The organism is Alkalihalobacillus sp. MEB130, assembly GCF_032335535.1.
Classification (GTDB): Bacteria; Bacillota; Bacilli; order Bacillales; family Bacillaceae_D; genus Halalkalibacter.
Window position 1 is genome coordinate 1 of sequence record NZ_JAOANA010000007.1, and the last position, 20,263, is coordinate 20,263.

18 protein-coding genes and 2 pseudogenes are annotated in these 20,263 nt (G+C 34.2%); 3 read left to right on the top strand and 17 right to left on the bottom strand.

Translation table 11 applies throughout. The features are described 5' to 3' along the window. Positions 1-208 precede the first annotated feature (208 nt). Positions 209-838, bottom strand: coding sequence for a hypothetical protein (locus N0O92_RS08635; protein ID WP_315614275.1), 630 nt, complete (start codon positions 836-838; stop codon positions 209-211). Positions 839-923: 85 nt separating this feature from the next. Continuing rightward, complete coding sequence (locus N0O92_RS08640; RefSeq protein WP_315614276.1) at positions 924-1,556, bottom strand: restriction endonuclease; 633 nt, start codon at positions 1,554-1,556, stop codon at positions 924-926. A 249-nt stretch (positions 1,557-1,805) separates the two neighbouring features. Here N0O92_RS08640 and N0O92_RS08645 point away from each other — a divergent pair. Then, positions 1,806-2,549, top strand: a pseudogene (locus tag N0O92_RS08645) (nuclease-related domain-containing protein); the annotation flags it as partial. 196 nt (positions 2,550-2,745) lie between these two features. Here the strand turns inward: N0O92_RS08645 and N0O92_RS08650 are convergent. After that, positions 2,746-2,934: a YwzD family small protein gene (locus N0O92_RS08650; protein ID WP_315614277.1), complete on the bottom strand. Its 189-nt coding sequence runs from the start codon at positions 2,932-2,934 to the stop codon at positions 2,746-2,748. A gap of 284 nt (positions 2,935-3,218) precedes the next feature. Next, complete coding sequence (locus N0O92_RS08655; protein WP_315614461.1) at positions 3,219-3,371, bottom strand: hypothetical protein; 153 nt, start codon at positions 3,369-3,371, stop codon at positions 3,219-3,221. On the opposite strand from N0O92_RS08655, the gene N0O92_RS08660 reads away from it, so the two are divergent. Together N0O92_RS08660 and N0O92_RS08665 are read left to right on the top strand one after the other, a co-directional pair. After that, the gene (locus N0O92_RS08660) at positions 3,327-3,824 is read left to right on the top strand and encodes a competence protein ComK (RefSeq protein ID WP_315614278.1); all 498 of its coding nucleotides are present in this window, start codon (positions 3,327-3,329) and stop codon (positions 3,822-3,824) included. The two genes, N0O92_RS08655 and N0O92_RS08660, sit on opposite strands and share 45 nt — an antisense overlap. Next, positions 3,809-4,592 (top strand): annotated as a pseudogene (locus N0O92_RS08665) (transposase); the annotation flags it as partial. The gene N0O92_RS08660 and the pseudogene N0O92_RS08665, both read left to right, overlap by 16 nt. Before the next feature lie 363 nt (positions 4,593-4,955). On the opposite strand, the gene N0O92_RS08670 reads toward N0O92_RS08665, so the two are convergent. The 13 genes from N0O92_RS08670 to galU form a co-directional block, all read right to left on the bottom strand. Beyond that, positions 4,956-6,293, bottom strand: coding sequence for an O-antigen polymerase (locus N0O92_RS08670; protein WP_315614279.1), 1,338 nt, complete (start codon positions 6,291-6,293; stop codon positions 4,956-4,958). A gap of 29 nt (positions 6,294-6,322) precedes the next feature. After that, positions 6,323-7,552: an oligosaccharide flippase family protein gene (locus N0O92_RS08675; RefSeq protein WP_315614280.1), complete on the bottom strand. Its 1,230-nt coding sequence runs from the start codon at positions 7,550-7,552 to the stop codon at positions 6,323-6,325. Between the two features lie 146 nt (positions 7,553-7,698). Then, positions 7,699-8,853: a glycosyltransferase family 4 protein gene (locus N0O92_RS08680; protein WP_315614281.1), complete on the bottom strand. Its 1,155-nt coding sequence runs from the start codon at positions 8,851-8,853 to the stop codon at positions 7,699-7,701. Position 8,854: 1 nt separating this feature from the next. Continuing rightward, a complete protein-coding gene (wecB, locus tag N0O92_RS08685) occupies positions 8,855-9,979 on the bottom strand; it encodes a non-hydrolyzing UDP-N-acetylglucosamine 2-epimerase (RefSeq protein ID WP_315614282.1) in 1,125 nt (374 codons plus the stop codon). A 4-nt stretch (positions 9,980-9,983) separates the two neighbouring features. Further along, on the bottom strand, positions 9,984-11,093 hold the full coding sequence (locus tag N0O92_RS08690; RefSeq protein WP_315614283.1) for a capsular polysaccharide biosynthesis protein CapF: 1,110 nt from the start codon (positions 11,091-11,093) through the stop codon (positions 9,984-9,986). Further along, entirely contained in the window at positions 11,090-12,112 is a 1,023-nt protein-coding gene (locus tag N0O92_RS08695) for a polysaccharide biosynthesis protein (protein ID WP_315614284.1), read from the bottom strand. The genes N0O92_RS08690 and N0O92_RS08695 overlap by 4 nt, the downstream gene beginning before the upstream one ends. A gap of 20 nt (positions 12,113-12,132) precedes the next feature. Continuing rightward, positions 12,133-13,335, bottom strand: a complete 1,203-nt coding sequence (locus N0O92_RS08700; protein WP_315614285.1) for a glycosyltransferase family 4 protein — start codon at positions 13,333-13,335, stop codon at positions 12,133-12,135. Between the two features lie 21 nt (positions 13,336-13,356). After that, the gene (locus N0O92_RS08705) at positions 13,357-14,349 is read right to left on the bottom strand and encodes an ATP-grasp domain-containing protein (protein ID WP_315614286.1); all 993 of its coding nucleotides are present in this window, start codon (positions 14,347-14,349) and stop codon (positions 13,357-13,359) included. 60 nt (positions 14,350-14,409) lie between these two features. Further along, on the bottom strand, positions 14,410-14,922 hold the full coding sequence (locus N0O92_RS08710) for a GNAT family N-acetyltransferase (RefSeq protein ID WP_315614287.1): 513 nt from the start codon (positions 14,920-14,922) through the stop codon (positions 14,410-14,412). Between the two features lie 34 nt (positions 14,923-14,956). Continuing rightward, positions 14,957-15,586, bottom strand: a complete 630-nt coding sequence (locus N0O92_RS08715; protein WP_315614288.1) for a sugar transferase — start codon at positions 15,584-15,586, stop codon at positions 14,957-14,959. Beyond that, positions 15,583-16,701, bottom strand: a complete 1,119-nt coding sequence (locus N0O92_RS08720) for a DegT/DnrJ/EryC1/StrS family aminotransferase (protein ID WP_315614457.1) — start codon at positions 16,699-16,701, stop codon at positions 15,583-15,585. Before N0O92_RS08720 ends, N0O92_RS08715 begins: the two co-directional genes overlap by 4 nt. Positions 16,702-16,927: 226 nt before the next feature. After that, positions 16,928-18,748, bottom strand: coding sequence for a polysaccharide biosynthesis protein (locus N0O92_RS08725; RefSeq protein WP_315614289.1), 1,821 nt, complete (start codon positions 18,746-18,748; stop codon positions 16,928-16,930). A gap of 147 nt (positions 18,749-18,895) precedes the next feature. Then, positions 18,896-19,780 carry a UTP--glucose-1-phosphate uridylyltransferase GalU gene (galU, locus tag N0O92_RS08730; protein WP_315614458.1) on the bottom strand — a complete coding sequence of 295 codons (885 nt, stop codon included), beginning with the start codon at positions 19,778-19,780 and terminating at the stop codon, positions 18,896-18,898. Between the last annotated feature and the right edge of the window lie 483 nt (positions 19,781-20,263).

Sequence of the window (20,263 nt, forward strand, 5' to 3'; positions counted from 1 at the left end):
TATCAGGTTACTAGAATGTTAATCTGTAGGGCTTTTTTGGTAAACATGTTGGCGTAGCGTGGTAAATTCCCTGGCGGAGAGTGGTAAAAAAGATGGCAAGGGTGGTAAAATCCCTTGGCTGTATTCAACGGGGACGATTCGAGACGTTTTCACAGCCTCAAATCATCCCCGTGCTTCCAACCCCTAGCCGACTTTAATTCCAATCCCTCTAATCAAAAAAGCTATTAATAAAACTCCCAATATTATTATCCGGGTTTCCATCAGGGTTACTTCGATAATAACCGTCTTCTCCACCTCTCCAATATCCATCTACCATTGTACCATCGGACCTTTCGTAACCATTTACCCAATGAGGTTGAACGTGGTGAATTCCAGGGGTGTGATCGTCGTAATGAACTTCAACATAATCATTTTCATAGTAATAAACATCTTCGTAGTCGTCGTATTTCGTATTTATTTCATTACTTGGACTATTAGGTGTAAACACATATTTATCAACGGCACCGCCAATCCCTAACAGAACCAAGCAGCCGAAACTAAAATTAAATAAGAACAAAGCAATCGAGCTAACTATATACCAGTTATAAGCAGTTGGATACTTACTACTCACTTTCCGCTTTGCTCTCTGATATAATTCCTCTTGTTTACCTTTTCTCACCCAAATAAACCATTTTCCTGATAAAAGCACCTTATGTTCCATTGCTATTAAATCTTTCACGTAAGAATAAGGTGACAGAGTTAAGAGAAACGCCAGTAAGCCGATTACTGTTATGGTTGATAATATAATGACCGATTTCCAAAACCAACTTGTTTCCCATAAGTCAACTAGAAGTTCCATTCTTGCTATCCACTCTCTTCAAATAAAATTATCCATACTACTGCTTTGTCTAATCTTGCGGAAGCATATTAAACCGGCCCCATCTTCACCCTACTTTTCTACGTTCCTGCTCCTGCCATTTTACAATCTTGCTTTTTACCCAATTCAAATCATGGCAGACCATCTTATAGTCATCAGCTTGCCTTAACGCATCTCTTGTGTAACCAGACGATGTAATAAACCTTGATAATGTACATTTATGATTGCGTTTTGCAGAATTAAGTTCCCGTATTTGTTTTACAGTAATTTGGTTACCTGAACCTAAGTAATGTTTAATTTGAATAGCTTCATCAGCTTTGTGGTAACGATTGTAGATAATAAGGTCGACACCACCGTCTGCCCCCTCTCCAGTTTCCCTCGGTTTATATCCCTTAGCCTTATAGTAGAGGAAACATAATCTCTCAAACTCACGCCAAGATAAATCTTCTAACCTACTTTTGATAATAGCTTCATCAGTCCTCAATCTATTCGATACCTTGTTCGTTTTTGGCTTTCTGCTATTTTTTCCACCTGGAAGAATTGAGCTTACTAGCACTTCCACAACTGGTGTAGCTAATACTATCCCAAAAAATATGTAAATATTATTACTACTAAAAACAACCCAATAAAAAAATAAGCCAGTTAATAGATATATTACAGCAACTCCATTAGAGATAGCCTTTCTCTGTTTTTGATTCATCCCTTCCAACCTTTCTCCTAATTTATTTACCTCCTATAATATTACATATCAGTTAAATATGGTCAATAATACCTACAAAATGTACAATAAGAATAGACACAAACTACTAAGGAGAAGATCATGTTATTATTTCTAAGTTTCCTTAAAAAGAAAAAGGAAAAAGAAGAACCTAGAAAAGTTAATAAAAAGACAAGTTCTCAAAAACCTAAAAGAACCAATGAATAAGCGGCTACTCGGAAAGGTGAGTTAGGGGAATATAAAATAGACCTACAACTCGATCAATTACCTAAGGATTGTCGCTATTTAAGCGATCTCCTAGTACCAAACCCAAAAGCAAGATCAGGATATTCACAAATTGACCATATAGTCGTAACTCCATACGGTATCTTTGTCATTGAAACGAAAAACTATCAAGGGACCATTTATGGCGGAAAAGATCGAAAAACATGGTTGGTTAATGGGAAGTTTAAAATGATGAATCCTTTCGTACAAAACTACGGACATATACAAGCACTCTCTTCTATTATTGATGAAAAGTATCATGATCTATTTATCTCCATGGTTTCTTTTACAAAACGTTGTACATTTAAAGTAGATCTAGATTACCGTAAAATTGCCTCCAACGAACTAATCGTTTATGACATCGAGTTGTCAGAGTTCATCCATCGGAAGGTCTCGGTATTGAAGATTCATCACGAGGATCCTCTTCTATCTGAAGGCGACATTTTATTTATGTATCACGCCTTCTCAAAAGCCAATATTGCTGACCCAAAAGTTAGAGAAGAACATAAGCATGCATTAAAAACATATGAAGAAAAGACTAGCCCAAAATCTAGCTGTTCAGTTTGTACTAAACCTGTTTCAGATAAAGTTAGAGCGTATTGTTTATCGAGTGAAAAATTTAATGGTAAAATTTATTGTTATGAGCATCAGAAAACGTTCAGTTTCGCATTTAAATATTTATGGAATCCAAACTTCTCTTGCGTTACCTAACTATCGATATTAATACTATATATTAAACGAATTTTTTAAGTATCCATTTATAGGGCTTGATCACAGGCACCTAACCTCAGCCACATCTAACTCATTGGGAAAACGGACTTTCTTCAACTCTCTTCATCTAATCTAGCTATAACTAAAAGCCTAAGCAACAGATCCTGCTTACAAGATCGCTTGCTTAGGCCTTTCTTTACTTATTTTCCTTACTCACATAGGGCTTTAAAGATGCTGCAATTTCCTCAACTAACTGCTTAGCATCTGTTTCTTCCATCCCTCTTCTATACGCATTCTCTAAGATTTCTACTAACCGTTGTTGGGTTAACGTATCTAACTCTTTCATTACTTTCATCATTTTCTCACTTTCTAAAGATATCACCATTACTTTTGTCCTACTAATTTTACCATGTAGTACATGGTAATTCCCCTTTAATCCTTCGACAAATTTCGAATGGTTTCATTTACAAAGCACACTTAAATTTCTCTTACCTTGTCAAAAAGACAAAGAGCCACTACTAAAGTGGACTCCTCGCAATAGATTTATTAACTGTAATAACGTCTAATATATTGTAGCAAAACAAACCCTAAAACTAGTAGCATCAAGCCTAAGCAATCATATTAAACATTTCAGTAGGCTGTATTTGGTAGTCGATTTGTATCTATTACCTAATCCTTATAACTGAAAGATGTTTCAGCAATAGAACTCTTCGTACCTACCTCTTCTAATTCTTCTTCAACGACAACAGATTCTTCTGGCAACAGAGCAAAATCCCGATGCCAATCAATCCAAACGAGTATATTTATGCCTTCCCAACCCATTCACCCCAGCTCCACGAATGCTGCTGGTCTTTCTATCACCACATCAGATCAATCATTACATTCAACCAATACAAAACACTCGAAAAACAACTTCAACGTGCGTCCTACTGCATCGTTCGTTTCTCTCGTCCGTTCCTCTCACTTCGAATAAAAAGTAGACAAGCATCCAAACAGTGGCCAAAGTTCCTGGCATCTGCATGCGACAATCCCTGTACTCGTTCAATCAACAACATCTATAAAAGGGGGAATCTATCAACGTTTGAACGTATGCTACGTATAGGAAATGCACTCAGCCTTTTCACTACCTATAACACCAATCGAAAAAAAGGCGGCCAATCTCATAACGTCTATGTGTTTCTCCGATTTGATGTATCTAACACAAAAAAATTGACGCATCAAACAATAAAGATGATAAAACTAATAAAGCAGTCGCAAAAGCTAAACAAATTTTAAAGGATCCGAAGTTTATAAATCAAAAAGGAATTCGTTCCATTAGAGATGAGAATGCTAGAGTTGGACGCAAATGTAAATCGCAAGATTTCTTTGGATTTAAAACCGAAATTGTCATGACAACTGAAGAACGCATTATTACTTCTGTTAGAACTGCTAGTGGCTCTTATATGGATGGAAACTATGCTAAGGAAATGCTTGCAGAAGCAAAGAAGACCGGGATTAAGATTGACGAAGTTTATGGTGATAAGGCTTATTTTAGGAAGTCTATATTAGATGATATAAAAGAAACAGAAGCAAAAGCCTTTATACCAGTTAGTTCATTATTGTATTGAATAGATGAGAGTCAGTATACATATAACAAAGATTCAGATGAGTGGCAATGTATTCAAGGAAACACCACTGTGGACAAGAACTATTATAAAACTAATCGCACGGATGGTGTAAGAGAAGGTTATAAATATTATTTTGAACTAAAGCAGTGTAAGGAATGCCACTAAGGGACGAGTGTACCCAAAAAGGGCAAGAAGAATCCTTACAGTAGGTAAAAACTCAACAGAGTTTTATGAAATTTCTCAGTATCAAAAAACCGAGGAGTTTCTAGAAAAGTATATAAAAAAAGAGCTTCAATTGAAGGAAAGAACGCGGAGCTCAAAAGATTTCATGGCCTATCTCGTGCTAGCTAGGGAGTATGGTCTATTAGGTGTGTCTAAACAATCTAAATTGGCCGCAATAGCGGTCAATTTAAAAAGAATAGCAGCGATGATATCTTAGGAGAAAGGAGAAAACCGTAAGGTTTTCCCCCTTCAAAGTTAAAATGACTAAAAACTTATTGGATTTTAAGTTTTGAACTTAATTTTTTAATTGAAGGAGAAAATGGCTAACTATAAACGGTAGTTTTTCACCGGTCTCGAACCGCCCCCATGCTTCCTAAGCTATGACTTCATTATGCTGAGCCAATAATAATACCGCATTAGAAAGACCAACATAGCCTGTACCTGCAATTGTTATTTTCATTATTAAAACATATAATCAGAAATTCACCTTTACTTGAATTAATATTAATAATCAAAAACTACTTATTTAAATCAACAACAAACCCTCTTTTACAAGAGGGTTCTATGGAAAGTAGGCTTATATACTAGCTAGTTTTTTTGTGGATTTCCTAATCTGCAGGAAAATAATACTAAACAATAATAGTATCATTATAAATGTTATTGCTTGCACTATGCGCAAATTACTTAACTGGAAATTAATCACCATGAATCCATAAAGCATTGTGGAAAAAAAATCGTATTTCGACTTAACCATAAATTCATATAAAGTACGATAAATAAATCCTAGTAAATACATTCCTATGAGTAAGCCTGGTATCCAAAAGTTCATATACAATGCTCCAAAGCTTTCAGGAGGCCAAGAAGATTGAAATAACTGATCATATGGAGCATTAGGATAAACATCATATCCTGCAACTATTGATCTTAAATATACTCCATCATCAATAGGTGGTTTAGCTTGAAAATATGTTCTTGGTATCGGGGTATAAAGCATATCTAAATAGGTTCTACCGAGCCAAATATTATTGTAATCAAACTCATCAATTACTAGCAAGTAATGTCGTACATAACTAAAACTATTAATTTGATCAACTGGACTTTCAAATGCATCACTTATTAATTCTGTTGGATTGGAAGAATAATACTCAATTGCTCCATCAACTCTAAGTAAAGGCATTGTAATAAAGTATAATGTAACGATAGAAATTGGAATTACAAGTTTCCAGTTTATCACTTTAATCCTTTTATAAGTATAATGATATATTAAAACAGCAAAAAAGATTAGATAAACACTATCCTTTCTACCTCCAAACATTGATTCAAGTACAATCGTTAGACTTAGTAGTATAAATACTATTAAGACTTTAAAAAATCCAACTTTAAACCTAAATGTATACAATAATAACAAAGCTCCAAAGGTCATAAATTGTATAAGAAGGGAGTGATAACCCAGCCCTTGCGTTAGTGATGCTCGTGCTTGAATATTATCTAAGAAAAAAGACATACCACCTATTTGTGACATAAGATAAAAGTATGAAGCTAGTCCTATAGTAAAAGATATAATAACAGTTAGTGTATACCTATTAGGAGATATCTCATAATTAAAGCTCGGTATTTTTTTTGCGAATTGTATTGACTGTTTGTTAAAAATACCCCCTACAATAAAGTAATAACTAAGACTCTGTAAGATAAAGTATTTTAAAAAAAGAACATCAATATCTGCAAAACGCGTTAATAAACCTTCACCAAGTATCTCTTGATTAAATTGAAATATTAAAAGATAGGGTACCACTGTTAAAATGTGAAGCATTGCATTTATTTTTAATGGATTAAAAATATCTCCATTACCTTTCTTCACCAGAGCTAATGGGCTTAAAAATACTACTAAAAAAGCCATTGCCAAAATTAAATACATAAAATTCACCGTCTTTATATTATTAAATGCTATAGTATCCTTTTTAATGTAATAGCTGCAATTACAAACCTAGTAAAATGACCAATTATTAATGCTATTGCTGCTCCAGTTAAACCTAGATGAGGTATCAGTAATAAAGATGCAAAAGTAGTCATTATAACTGTACATATAAAAATTGGCACCTGCACTTTAAATTTTCTAGTGGACATTATAGCAGCATTTAAAAAGCCTGACGAATACCAAAAAACAGCAGCAATCATAGATAGTATAAATATATCTGAGTAACCAACAAACTCATTACTATATAAAACTAATAAAATAAAATCTCCTAAAAAGAGAGCAAATATTACTCCAATAAATCCAATTATTGTTGAAGCCATTAATAATTTATATAGAAGTTTTTTGAAGTTTTTTTTATCATTAATATAATACTTAGCAAATCTAGGAATTGTTACCTGCGAAAGGGCAGTAACTAGTGTCTGTCCGACTATCATAATATATGTTATACCTGCAAAAATCCCTAGTGCTTCTTCGTCTTGAAAATATGAGATGAAATATCTTGGAACGTTTGTATTCAATGAATCTAAAGTAGCAGTTATCCCGAGAGGAAGAGCAACGATTGCAAGAGACTTTAACTCATTTTTAGAAATTCTTCCTTTAAATACATTGATATCGGAGTTTTCAATAATTACCTTTAGATCATGGAATATTAATACAATAATCCATAACAATAATTGCCCGATCAAAGCAAACACTAAACTATTAAACAAAAGTAGACCGGTGAAGAAAGCAAGTATTGAGAAAAGTGCTCTCCAAAGTTTAGAGATAGCAATTAATCGAATATTCTCTACTTGTTGGAATTTCCCATAGCACACATCACTTAGTGATTCTACTAATTTAACGAGGGCAATTAAATTAATTATTATTTTGTATTCCCAACTAAAATTAAATAATAAAGTAATTAAAAAGACCATGAAGAAAGCTATAGAAGTAGTAACTACTCTAAACTTTAAATAATTACTAAAATCTCTTGCTTCTGATGCATCAGTAGCTACAACAACTCTTAAATTCATTAATAAGAACAAAAAAATGGGTGCTGTAATTGCTAATCCTAAAGAGTAAAGCCCCACCATTTCTACACTACCAAACTTGGCCAATATTGATATGATTAGCCACTGACTAAATGCAAAAATAAAACTAGATAAAAGAGACCATGAAAAGTTCTCTTTGAATGATAAAATATTATATCTATTCTTCATTAAGTTTCACCTTTATTATTTGAAATCGGAAACCTTACCTTAAAATCGATCTTTATAACTAATAGTATTGATTTTTAATGGCCACTAAATCATTATAAATCTTTTATTACAAAAATACTTCTAATTGAATATCCTAGTAAATCGAGCTAAAATTTTATGTTAAACAGTTTCATCGTATCTTTTTTATCATTCAAGTTTTCAGAACCTTCTTTTCCATAAGTAAAAGCTCTCTTTGCAAGAGTTTCATATTCATCTTGATCTAGACCGACACAATAATTTAATGCTTCAATAAACTTATCATCATTTTTAAGGGGTATGTCCCAACCAATACTCTTTTTTTCTAGATTAGTCCATGGGGTTTGATCACTTATTATTACTGGACAACCACCTATTAGTGCTTCAGAAATTACGTGTCCAAAATTTTCACCTAAAGTAGGGAAAAGGAAAATGTGATTTCCCATAAATGCGTTCCTGATTTGATCGCGCCCTAATATTCCTTTATATAAAACCTTAATATTTGGAGGTAATTCTACTACTGCTTTTTCACATTTTTCCCAATATGCTTTGTCTTCTATAGGTCCGTATATATTAAATTTTATTTTTCCATCAGTTTTTTTTAATAATTCAATAGCTTTTATTAGATTTTTTTTAGGATGTATCCTAGAAACAAATATAATCTCCAATTCACCTGTTTTCTTTTCAACCTTCTTTTCATAGTTAAGCATACTATAGTCTGGAGTCAAATTATTTGCAACAATAATCTTTGGAGCATTACTAAACGCCTGTTTAATATGAGTCCTTTCTATTTCAGCTGTTCCGTGCCAAACTACATCGTTATATATCCTCAACGCTTTAGCTATACTTAAATATAATGTCTTTTTTTTACTTTTTAATTCAAGTGCTCCAGGAGAAAATTCCCCTCTTGGAGCAATAACAACAGGAATTCTAGGTATGATCTTTGCCTTTTTTAACAACATTGGAACAATGCTATATTTAAATGAGAAAAAGCTATTTAAATAAATAGCATCACAATCCACATTTTTAATAATTTTCGAAGTTTTCTGCCACGTTAACTCTGATGGGTTAGTATAAAAAACCTTCGCCTTACCAAATTCTACCCACTCATCAATTTTTATATCGCTAAATGGTTCACTATCACCTAGGTCCCGATCAGCAGCAACTATATAAAAATCAATTTTATCTGATAGACTATCTACCAAATTTTTAATAGACTGTATAGGTCCACCACCTTTTATACTTGGGACATAATAGCCAGCCATGATTAATACCTTCTTTTTCATGCTATTTCCCCCAAACAACCCTATTAACGTAATCGGTGTAAGACAAAATTATTCTTAGTACCTTATCAGACACATTTGGCATACTATAATCTCCAACAAGCCTCAACGTAGTTTTTTCTTGTGTTTCTAAAACCTCTAATCCTTGAAGGATTCTTTCTTTCTTAAGTCCCACCATCATCACTGAGGCTTCTTCCATCGCTTCTGGTCTTTCATGAGCTTGTCTGATATTAAGCCCTCTAAATCCAAGAATAGACGATTCCTCACTAATAGTTCCACTATCACTAAGTACCGCTTTTGCTTTGACTTGAAGCTTTACGTAATCATTAAACCCTAAGGGCTTCATTGTTTTTACTAATGGGTCAAACTTAATTCCTTTTGAATTAATCATATTTCTAGTTCTAGGGTGTGCACTTACTATGACAGGCAATTTATACGTTTCTGCAATCGCGTTTAAACTATCAACTAGGTCTAGGAAATTAGTTTCCGAATTAATATTCTCTTCTCTATGAGCTGATACTACAAAATATTCTCCTTCTGTAAGTTCCAATCTCTCTAGTACATCAGATTTCTCTATATCAACTTTTCTTGAGTTAAGAACTTCAAACATAGGGCTTCCAGTCTTAATGATTCTATCTGACGGGAATCCTTCTCTGAGAAGGTATTCTCTAGCAATATCACTATACGTTAAATTAATGTCAGCTGTATGATCAACAATTTTTCTGTTTGTTTCTTCAGGTACTCTTTGATCAAAGCATCTATTTCCAGCTTCCATATGGAAAATTGGAATGTGTCTTCTCTTAGCAGCTATGGCACATAGGCAACTATTTGTATCTCCGAGTACTAGAAAAGCATCAGGTTTTACCTCTTCCATAATAGGATCAATCTTAACTAGGATATTCCCTATCGTTTCTACTGCTGTTCCAGTAGCTGCATTAAGAAAATAATCTGGTTTTTTTAAATTAAAATCATTAAAAAATACTTCATTTAATTCATAATCGTAATTTTGCCCTGTATGGACAAGAGTATGTTCAATTGCATTCGATTCTTCTAATTTATTTATAACAGCTGATAGTCTAATAATTTCTGGTCTCGTACCTACTACTGTCATAACTTTTAACTTTTCCATTAATTTAAACCTCCAAGAAATAGGTATCTGGCTTTTCAGGATCAAAAAATTCATTTGCCCACATAATTGTAACCATATCGTTATCTCCTAGGTTTTCAATATTATGTGTATAGCCAGTAGGTATATCAACTACTTCTAATCTTTCTCCACTGACAAAATATTCGATGACTTTATCTGAGCCAATTTTTCTAAACCGAATTACTCCTTTTCCACTTACCACAAGAAACTTCTCATTCTTTGTATGATGCCAATGGTTTCCTTTCGTTATACCGGGTTTAGATATATTAACAGAAACTTGCCCTCTTTCTGCTGTCTTAATAAACTCTGTAAAAGAACCTCTTTGGTCGACATTCATCTTAAGGTCATAACTGAATTTATCTTCTGGTAAGTAACTCAAATACGTACTATATAATTTTTTCGTAAATGAATTAGACATGTCTGGAATAGATCGCTCTTCACGGCTATTTTTGAATGATTTCATTAAATCAACAATTTCACCAAGAGTAATAGTGTGAACAACTGGTACTTCACAGAAACCGCCAACTTTGTTTTCATTACCGTTTAATGCTCTTATCAATTCTTCAACTACATCATCTATATAAACTAGGTTCATTACAACACTAGGATCGTTCACAGTAATCGGCAATTCACGAGCAATGTTATGACAGAATGTCACTACAGCACTGTTGTAATTTGGTTTACACCATTTACCGAATACATTTGGAAAACGATAGACAAGTACTTTAGCTCGAGTTTCTTTACTGTATTGAAAAAGTAAGTCTTCACCAGCTTTTTTGCTAATACCATAAGGATTTTCTAGATTAGCTTGGATAGATGAAGAAATCATGACAGGACAAGTATTTTGGTATTTTTTCAACGTTTCTAATAGAGTTGATGTCAATCCATAGTTACCATCCATGAACTCGGATTGATCCTTTGGACGGTTAACTCCTGCAAGGTGAAAAACAAAGTCTGCTTCTCTACAATATTGGTCGAGTTGCTCAGGATTTGTTTCCTTACAATATTCAAAGATGTCAGTGTAGTTTTGATTTCTTAATTCTGCTATTAGGTTCTTACCGATGAAACCTTTTGCACCTGTAACTAGAATCTTCATGAATAAACCAAACCTTTCAGCTCATTTTGAACATAGTCAAGTTCTAATAACTTTTCTTTAATTTGTTCGATAATTAATCGATCTGTATTATGAGAATTGTATTCCTCTTCCATAGATAATTTCTGATCACCTTCTACAAAATACTTGTCATAGTTCAGATCTCTTGTATCAGCAGGAACACGGTAAAATCCACCTAAATCCTGTGCAACTACGTGTTCTTCTCTAGTAAGTAGAGTTTCATATAACTTTTCTCCATGACGTGTACCAATAATTTTTATTTCATTATCTGCATTGAATAATTCTTTAAGTGCTATTGCTAGATCACCGATAGTAGAAGCTGGAGACTTTTGAACCATAATATCTCCTGCTTGAGCATTTTGGAATGCAAACACTACTAATTCGACTGCTTCTTCAAGACTCATTAGAAATCTAGTCATACTAGGGTCTGTAATGGTAATTGGGTGACCATTTTTAATTTGTTCGATAAATAGAGGAATTACAGAACCTCTAGATGCCATAACATTTCCGTAGCGTGTTCCACAAATAAGTGTTTTTTCTGGATCAACTGTCTTTGCCTTAGCTACAAACACTTTTTCCATCATTGCTTTTGAGATACCCATAGCATTAATAGGATAAGCTGCTTTATCTGTAGACAAGCAAATCACTTTCTTAACACCACTTTCAATAGAAGCTGTAAGAACGTTTTCCGTCCCGATTACATTTGTTTTTACAGCTTCTAATGGGAAAAATTCACAAGATGGAACTTGTTTAAGAGCAGCTGCATGAAAAACGTAATCGACGCCATACATAGCGTTTTTCACACTACTTAAATCTCTTACGTCACCTAAATAAAATTTGAGCTTATCATTTTTGTATAACTTTCTCATGTCATCTTGTTTCTTTTCGTCACGAGAGAATATTCGTATTTCTTTTATATCGGTATCTAAAAATCTATTCATTACAGCATTCCCAAAAGAACCTGTACCACCTGTAATTAATAGTGTTTTATTTTCAAACATATAATATAACCTCTTTCAGTTTATTTAAAATGTTTCATTATAATTTCATATGAGTGCTTTGCTGTATAATTATTCTCTAAATACTTCCTTGCATTTTCTCCCATAGTACTTCTTAATTCTGGGTCACATAACCTATTTAGTTTTCTGTTAAACTCTTCTACATCACTACTTTCACACCAATACCCAAAATGGCCATCCTCAATTACTTCCCCGATATCAGTGTTAGGATCTGTAGTTGCAAGCACTGGCATTGAAGCCTGCATATAAGATAAGAGTCTCGATGGGAAATTTGGTATAGTAAAGCGTTTGTCTAGAAAAATCAATCCTACATCACATGAATTTACTAGAACTTCATATTCATCTTTTGGTAGTTGAGCAAATAACTGTGCATTAGTCAGCTTTTTACTATTAAAAAAGCTTTTAAGTTTATTAAACTCTGTACCTGACCCAGCAATAACAAAATAAACTTGATTATTATCTTTATTATCCTTTAAACACTCAATTAAGAAATCAATACCTTGAGGTTTTCCAAGATTTCCTCCATATACAAATACAGTTTTGTCAATAGGTATATTGTATTTTTGCCTGATTCTTCTAATCTTGGTTTCATCCTTTTCTATCGTTAAAGGCTCTATACTATTCGGGCAAACCTCAACTGTATCAATAGGAACTTCAGTATTATTATTCAAGACAAAATCCACATTTGCCTGTGACATACATCCAATAAAGTCTGAGTGAGCATACAGCTGTTTTTCTTTAAGCCTGAAATATTTATATATCAGACTAGTTTTGCTAAACATATTTAAATCAACAGCATTTTGAGGGAAAATATCTTTTAACAAAAGGTATGATTTTGCATTATCCCTTTTTTTTACATAGCTAATCACTTTTCCAAATGTTATCGGTGGAGTTGAATAGATTACTAAATCAAACTTTATATCTCTCATATATTTTTTAATTGCTTTTAAGAATAGATTTTCAATCATTATAGTTGAAATACCTTTTTCAATGACATTAGTTTTGGTTATATTTCCAATTCTAACTCTAAGAAACTGTACTCCATTTTCATTTACATACTCTGTCGGTTTTTTCAACCTTTTTTCTATTGGACTAACAGCATACACCTTATGCCCTTTATCTCTAAACTGTCTTAGCAAATCAGTATATATTCCTCTGAATTCCAAATCATTTAAACGACCAATTGATAAAAATAAAATATTCATTTTTTCACCCTAGTTTCAGCATTATCTGAAGGCAATTACTTTATTCCTCATGACTTTTATTTCATTAAACTTCATCATATTAATTCCTTCTTCATATTCGCCAATTACATTTACATTCATATTTCCGTTTATATTATTAATAATCATTTCTGGCATGTTTATCCCACTTTCATAAGCATGTGGGTAACCTCCACCAAAACGTGGGTTAACTTCAGAGATATAATATTCACCTTTAATTTTAAAAATATCTATATCAATAATACCTTTAAATCCAATCACCTTTACGAACTTCTTAATTAGTTCGAACAACTGTTTATCTTTAATCGAGACAGACTTATCAGTTTCACCGGCCCTCATTTTTAATTTCACCTTTGTAAATATCGATACCGGTTCACCAGAAATCATGTCGATATAAACATCTGCTCCGTATTCAGTTCCGTCCATAAACTCTTGAATCATTAAATTATCAAATCTACTAAATAATAGTTCAATTTCTTCTTTGGAGGTAACCTTACTTATATTGATACTTGCGCTCCCTTGCACAGGCTTTACAAATACTGGATAGTTAATAATTCCGGCTTCCACATCCATATAAAACTGCTCTTTGTCTACATAACTTTTAACAGTTTGGAAACCATTCTGAACCAAAAACTCAAACATTTTGTACTTGTCAAAACACATATCAACTACATCCGAATCTGAGATAATAGGCATCGTACCAATATCTAGAAATGCTTGCTTGTGTTCTGCGAGAAGACTAAGTTCAGGATCTATCAATGATAAGACGGCTTTAATATTATTCTCCTTGCAAATAGAAAGAATAACATCTAGGTATCCCTCATCTCCCATTCTTGGGACAATAAAATGTTTGTCTGCTTCATATAAAGCCGGTGCCAAATCGCTACAATCAGTAGCAATAACAAGCCCATTGCTGCCTAGTTCCTTTTTAAAGTACTGTACAATTTTATTTCTTGTCCCGCAGCTTAATATTAGTATATTTAAATCGTTTCCCATTCGTTAGATCCTCCCAAATGTTATAAAATTCAACTGATTTAATTAGCTACATCGTTATAATCAAATGAATTTTTCCATTAATACTAAATCCTTATATTCACCTTTAATAAATCGTTCATCTTTAAATATTCCTACTTTTTCATAACCTAGGGAGTGCCACATATGTGTAGCTGATTTATTATCAAATACAACATTTAATTTTATTTTCCTTAAGTTTAAATACTCTTTCGCAAACTGCTCGATTAATCTACATGATTCTTTTCCGTATCCTCTACCCTGGGTGCTTTTGTTTCCAATGTAAAGGCCTATTTCACAGGTACGATGAATCCAATTAATACTATATAAACCTACCATTCCAATTGGTAGGTTTTCATTATCACAAATAATAAATCGCTTATTATTACCTGTAGTATCTATCAATGAGTCCATCCACTTTTCGTGTTGATCTATAGATGTTGGCATAAACCCTCCACCTAAATATTGATAGGTTTCTTCATCATTTTTCCACTCATTTAAAAACATTATATCTTGCTTAAGAATCGGCCTAAGATATATTTTTTCTCCTTTAATCACATTCTCACCACTTTCACTTGTAATACTGCAGCCTTTATATAGACCTTTTTGTAGATTTTTTATCCGATTCCATATAAATATTTTCAGACTTTAAAAGTTTAATTACTGTTTGAAATATTATTTTAATATCGAACCATACATTAAATGCATCAATGTATTTATTATCTACAGTAATACGGTCATCCCAACTTACTGAGTTTCTAACAGTTACTTGCGTTAATCCTGTTACCCCAGGGCGCACTGTAAAACGTTTTTTGGCCCAATCAGGATAATTTTCAAATCCATCGTAAGGATAGTACGTTACCGGTGGACGTGGGCCTACTAGGCTCATTTGTCCTGCTATTACATTAAATAATTGGGGTAGCTCGTCAAGACTTGTTGCACGGAGGGTCTTACCTACCTTAGTTATCCGATTATCATTATTATTTTTTACTGTTAATCCATCACCAATTTTTTCAGCATTAACAACCATTGTTCTAAATTTAATAATCTTAAAAACTTTACCATTCATCCCCAATCGTTCTTGTTTAAAAAACACAGGGCCTTTTGAAGTTAACTTAATAGATAGTGCGATAATGACAAGAATTGGGAAAAAAAAAATTACCCCGATCAAGCTTCCGAAAAAATCGATCAAACGTTTAAAAAATAAATTTAAAACTCTCATTTTATTAACCACAATCCTTTTATAATTTCAACAATTTTCGCCAACTGTACATCCGTCATCTTCGTATCAGACGGCAAGCATACACCATCCTCAAACAACATCTCCGATACATTCGTCCCTACAAAATCATACTTCTCAAAAAACGGCTGCATATGCATTGGCTTCCATATCGGCCTTGATTCAATATTCTCATCTTCCAACGCTTCAAATATATCGATCGGTCTCACTTTACCAGTCAATGCCATCGAACTTAACCAATAATTCGGTTCATCCCACTCATTACTAGGCATAAACTCAACACCTTCAAGCCCACCAAGTGCCCTCTTATAATACTCATAAATATATCTCTTCTTCTCAACTCTCTGATCTAAAACCTTAAGCTGACCTCTACCAATCCCAGCAACAACATTACTCATACGATAATTAAACCCTAATTCGCTATGCTGATAGTGCCTTGCTTGATCCCTAGATTGAGTAGCCCAAAACCTAGCCTTAGCAATTCTCTCTTCATTATTAGAAACAAGCATACCACCACCGGAAGTAGTGATGATTTTGTTTCCATTAAAAGAGAAGATGCCATAATCGCCAAACGTTCCAGTATGCTTACCTTTGTAGTAAGTTCCTAAACTTTCAGCAGCATCTTCTATTAATACAACATTATTCTTCTTACATAGTTCTACGATTTTATCCATATCAGCAGACAAACCATATAAGTGTACCAGAACTACTGCTTTTACTTCAGGATACTTTTGAAATGCTTCTTCCAAAGCATCGGGACACATATTCCACGTTTCATAATCACTATCAATAAATACAGGAATTGCATTTTGATAGATAATTGGATTAGCTGTAGCTGAAAATGTCAGAGTCGAACAAAACACGATGTCTCCTTCACCAACACCTGCAGCTTTTAAAGCTAAGTGTATCGCAGCCGTTCCAGATGATAATGCTGCAGCAGCTTTAGAGCCAACTTTTTCCGCTAGTTCTCTTTCAAACCCATTTACGTTTTCTCCAAGAGGGGCAATCCAATTTGTATCAAAAGCTTCCTTTACGTATTCCATTTCATAACCTTCATCACTCATATGTGGCGATGAAAGGAAAATTCTTTCGTTCACTTTTATTGTCTCCATCTTTTGTCTTCCTTCCTCTATTGGGTTAAGTCTTTCCTTAGTAGATTAGGCCTTCATAGAATTTTGAATTTCTTATTCCAACCAACTACTAACCCACTAAACATCAATTCACTTCGAATATCCGCGTCGCAAATGGTTGTTATTCACCGTTTAATCTGTAAAAGCATCAAAGCCATTCTCATAAATTTGAAAATGGCTTTGATGCTTACATCTACTTCACACCACTCAAAACCCTCAACTCACCAACCCGGAAGTTAGCAATATCCAACAACTCTTCCCTCAACTGTTCCTTGCTAACCCCTTCAAACCTCTCAACCAACTCATACGTCACATTAATATTAACCTCCGGTGTCTTCCCACGATAAATCTTCGGATAAACCTGCTCACTATGCACCTCATCCGCACCAAGCAGTTCCTCAAACATCTTCTCCCCAGGCCTCATCCCAGAGAATACAATCGGAATCTCTTCCTCCGTATAACCAGACAACTTAATTAGGTTATGAGCCAAATCAACAATCTTCACCGGCTCTCCCATATCAAGTACAAACACTTCTCCACCTTCAGCAAGCGCCCCAGCTTGAAGGACTAATCGAGAAGCCTCAGGAATCGTCATAAAGTAACGAACCATATCTGGATGTGTCACCGTCACCGGTCCACCATTTTGAATTTGCTGCTTAAATAATGGAATCACACTTCCACGACTTCCAAGCACATTCCCAAAGCGAACAGCTACGAATCTAGTATCACTAATCATATCCATATGCTGTACAACCATTTCAGCAATCCGCTTCGTCGCTCCCATGACACTTGTTGGGTTAACTGCCTTATCTGTGGAAACCATCACAAATGTATTTACGCCAGCTTCACTAGATGCTTCAGCTACGTTTCTCGTTCCAATCACATTGTTCTTAACTGCTTCCTCTGGATTACGCTCCATCAACGGTACATGCTTATGAGCTGCAGCATGATAAACAACATGTGGCTTTCTCTTCGCCATGATCGAAAACATTTTATCACGGTCCTGTACATCAGCAATTTCAGTCGAGATATTTAACTCAGGTACTGTTCTCCGTAATTCCATCTCAATCGAATAAATGCTGTTTTCTCCATGTCCTAATAAAACGAGCTCTTTTGGTTCAAAAATCGAAAGCTGACGGCAAATCTCCGATCCAATTGATCCGCCTGCTCCCGTAACAAGTACGGTCTTTCCTTTTACATACTTCTCAATACCGGCAACATCAAGTTCAACAGGTTCGCGTCCAAGTAAGTCCTCTACTTCCACATCACGGAACTGATTGACTGATACTTTTCCAGACATAATGTCTTCAATACGAGGGAGAATTTGAGTTTTTGCTTTTGTTTTTGAACACTCTTCAAAAATCGTGTTTAATTCTTTTCTACTAAGGGAAGGGATAGCTATAATGATATGTCTAACTTTTAATTTTTCTACTGTTGTTACAATTTCTTGGATCCCGCCGACAACTGGTAGGTTTAATACTTCTAAATGTTGCTTATTGATATCATCGTCAATAAACGCAACGGGAGTCAAATCAGATTCTTGACTTTGCTGAAGCTGTCTTGCAACCATCGTACCTGCTGCGCCGGCGCCAATAATCAATGTATTGTTTTTCCCTTTTGCTGGTTGAATAAAGTGGTCTCGGTATAATCTCCAAGAAAAACGCGAACCGCCAATAAAAAGAATATGCATCATCCACGTAATTGCTAATGTTCGTAGAGCGATATCTTGGAAAAAGATGAGTTGGACAGCACCTGTTACAACTACTGAGATTGTCACAGCTTTAAAGATTCCTGTAAGCTCTGACATACTCGCATATTGCCAAACTTTTTTATACAGCTTGTACTTAGCTGCAAATAGATGGTGGCTAATAAGCAATGTAATTGCACTAACAAGTAACATTAAAGTAAAAGGATTCTCTAATGGGATTAATAAAAAATTACTAATAAATATGGCCGTTAATACAATAACTGAGTCAACCATCATTAACGCAGCTATTCTTTTTCGATACGACATGTGAGTTCCCCTTTCTAATAACATAAGTATCGTGTAAAACCCTAAACTATCATCCCTCTGATAGCCTATGAAGAATCATAGGTTAAGGCTTTATTTATACCTTAGCAGCATTATAAAAGGGAGATTAAACTCCCCCTTTTATAGACTTTAGTTTTTTACTAGGTTATTTTGCTTTAAAAGCTCTTCCATTTCTTGAAGAAGTGGTCCTCTTAGCTCTTCATTTCTTAATGCAAATTTCAATGTTGTCAAAACAAAACCAAACTTCTCCCCAACATCAAAACGTTCCCCTTCAAAATCATACGCATAAACAGACTGTAGCTCATTCAAACGTTGAATCGCATCCGTTAATTGAATTTCTCCACCTGCACCTGTCTCCTGACTTTCTAAAAGACCAAAAATTTCAGGTGTTAGCAGGTATCTCCCCATAATGGCTAAGTTAGACGGTGCTAGCCCTTGAGCAGGCTTTTCAACAAAATTACTCACCTGATATGTTCTACCATTTTGAGTCGTCGGATCAATAATTCCATATCGATGGGTTTGATCGTTAGGAACTGTCTGAACCCCAATTACCGATGAACCAGTCTCGTTATAAACATCAATTAACTGCTTTGTACAAGGCGTATCAGCTTGTACAATATCATCCCCAAGTAAAACGGCAAACGGCTCATCACCAATAAACTTACGCGCACACCAAACAGCATGTCCTAATCCTTTAGGTTCTTTTTGACGAATATAATGAATATCTACTCTTGATGCAGCTTGTACTTTATCAAGAAGAGCAAATTTTTCTTTTTCAATTAAGTTTTGTTCTAATTCAAACGCATGATCAAAGTGATCTTCAATGGCACGCTTCCCTTTACCCGTTACAATAATAATATCTTCTATTCCGGACTCAACAGCTTCTTCGATAATATATTGAATGGTCGGTTTATCAACGATCGGAAGCATCTCTTTTGGCATTGCTTTTGTCGCAGGTAAAAATCTAGTTCCTAACCCTGCAGCTGGAATAATTGCTTTTTTTACTTTTTTAATCAATGTAAAAACCCCCCTACACAATTTTAAGTAAGTATCACAAGAAAGTCTTAAGTTATTAGCCTTTTTAGAAGATTAATAACTTAAGACTCTACCTAATTTCATAATAAAGATAAGAGGCATCTAACCCCTCCTCACATTACACCAATGACGACAATTGCGTCTAAGGTTCAATATATAGAACCCACAGCGTAATCGAGTGCCTCCAGCGATAACGGCAAGGAGACATTGCCTAGTTTTCATTCGATTAAATAGATATATATAAACTTTTTTAGTAATCATAATAAAAGAAACAAGAGTAAATCGTGTTCCTCTTGTCCCTGTTTCAATTGCTTAACCAAGACTAAAGACCCATTTAAAAATTTCTTAGTAGAATCTCATCTTAAAGTATCATAACATAGTTTTTGTCGAATAAACTGTTCCAAATTCAGGTTATGAAAATCACAAAAACACCTTTAAAATCAAGACATTTATAATTTTCAC

Coding starts and splice junctions, on each gene's coding strand:
- N0O92_RS08635 (WP_315614275.1), bottom strand. CDS start 838: ATGGAACTTCTAGTTGACTTATGGGAAACAAGTTGGTTTTGGAAATCG.
- N0O92_RS08640 (WP_315614276.1), bottom strand. CDS start 1,556: ATGAATCAAAAACAGAGAAAGGCTATCTCTAATGGAGTTGCTGTAATA.
- N0O92_RS08650 (WP_315614277.1), bottom strand. CDS start 2,934: ATGGTGATATCTTTAGAAAGTGAGAAAATGATGAAAGTAATGAAAGAG.
- N0O92_RS08660 (WP_315614278.1), top strand. CDS start 3,327: ATGCCAATCAATCCAAACGAGTATATTTATGCCTTCCCAACCCATTCA.
- N0O92_RS08655 (WP_315614461.1), bottom strand. CDS start 3,371: ATGGGTTGGGAAGGCATAAATATACTCGTTTGGATTGATTGGCATCGG.
- N0O92_RS08670 (WP_315614279.1), bottom strand. CDS start 6,293: ATGTATTTAATTTTGGCAATGGCTTTTTTAGTAGTATTTTTAAGCCCA.
- N0O92_RS08675 (WP_315614280.1), bottom strand. CDS start 7,552: ATGAAGAATAGATATAATATTTTATCATTCAAAGAGAACTTTTCATGG.
- N0O92_RS08680 (WP_315614281.1), bottom strand. CDS start 8,853: ATGAAAAAGAAGGTATTAATCATGGCTGGCTATTATGTCCCAAGTATA.
- wecB (WP_315614282.1), bottom strand. CDS start 9,979: ATGGAAAAGTTAAAAGTTATGACAGTAGTAGGTACGAGACCAGAAATT.
- N0O92_RS08690 (WP_315614283.1), bottom strand. CDS start 11,093: ATGAAGATTCTAGTTACAGGTGCAAAAGGTTTCATCGGTAAGAACCTA.
- N0O92_RS08695 (WP_315614284.1), bottom strand. CDS start 12,112: ATGTTTGAAAATAAAACACTATTAATTACAGGTGGTACAGGTTCTTTT.
- N0O92_RS08700 (WP_315614285.1), bottom strand. CDS start 13,335: ATGAATATTTTATTTTTATCAATTGGTCGTTTAAATGATTTGGAATTC.
- N0O92_RS08705 (WP_315614286.1), bottom strand. CDS start 14,349: ATGGGAAACGATTTAAATATACTAATATTAAGCTGCGGGACAAGAAAT.
- N0O92_RS08715 (WP_315614288.1), bottom strand. CDS start 15,586: ATGAGAGTTTTAAATTTATTTTTTAAACGTTTGATCGATTTTTTCGGA.
- N0O92_RS08725 (WP_315614289.1), bottom strand. CDS start 18,748: ATGTCGTATCGAAAAAGAATAGCTGCGTTAATGATGGTTGACTCAGTT.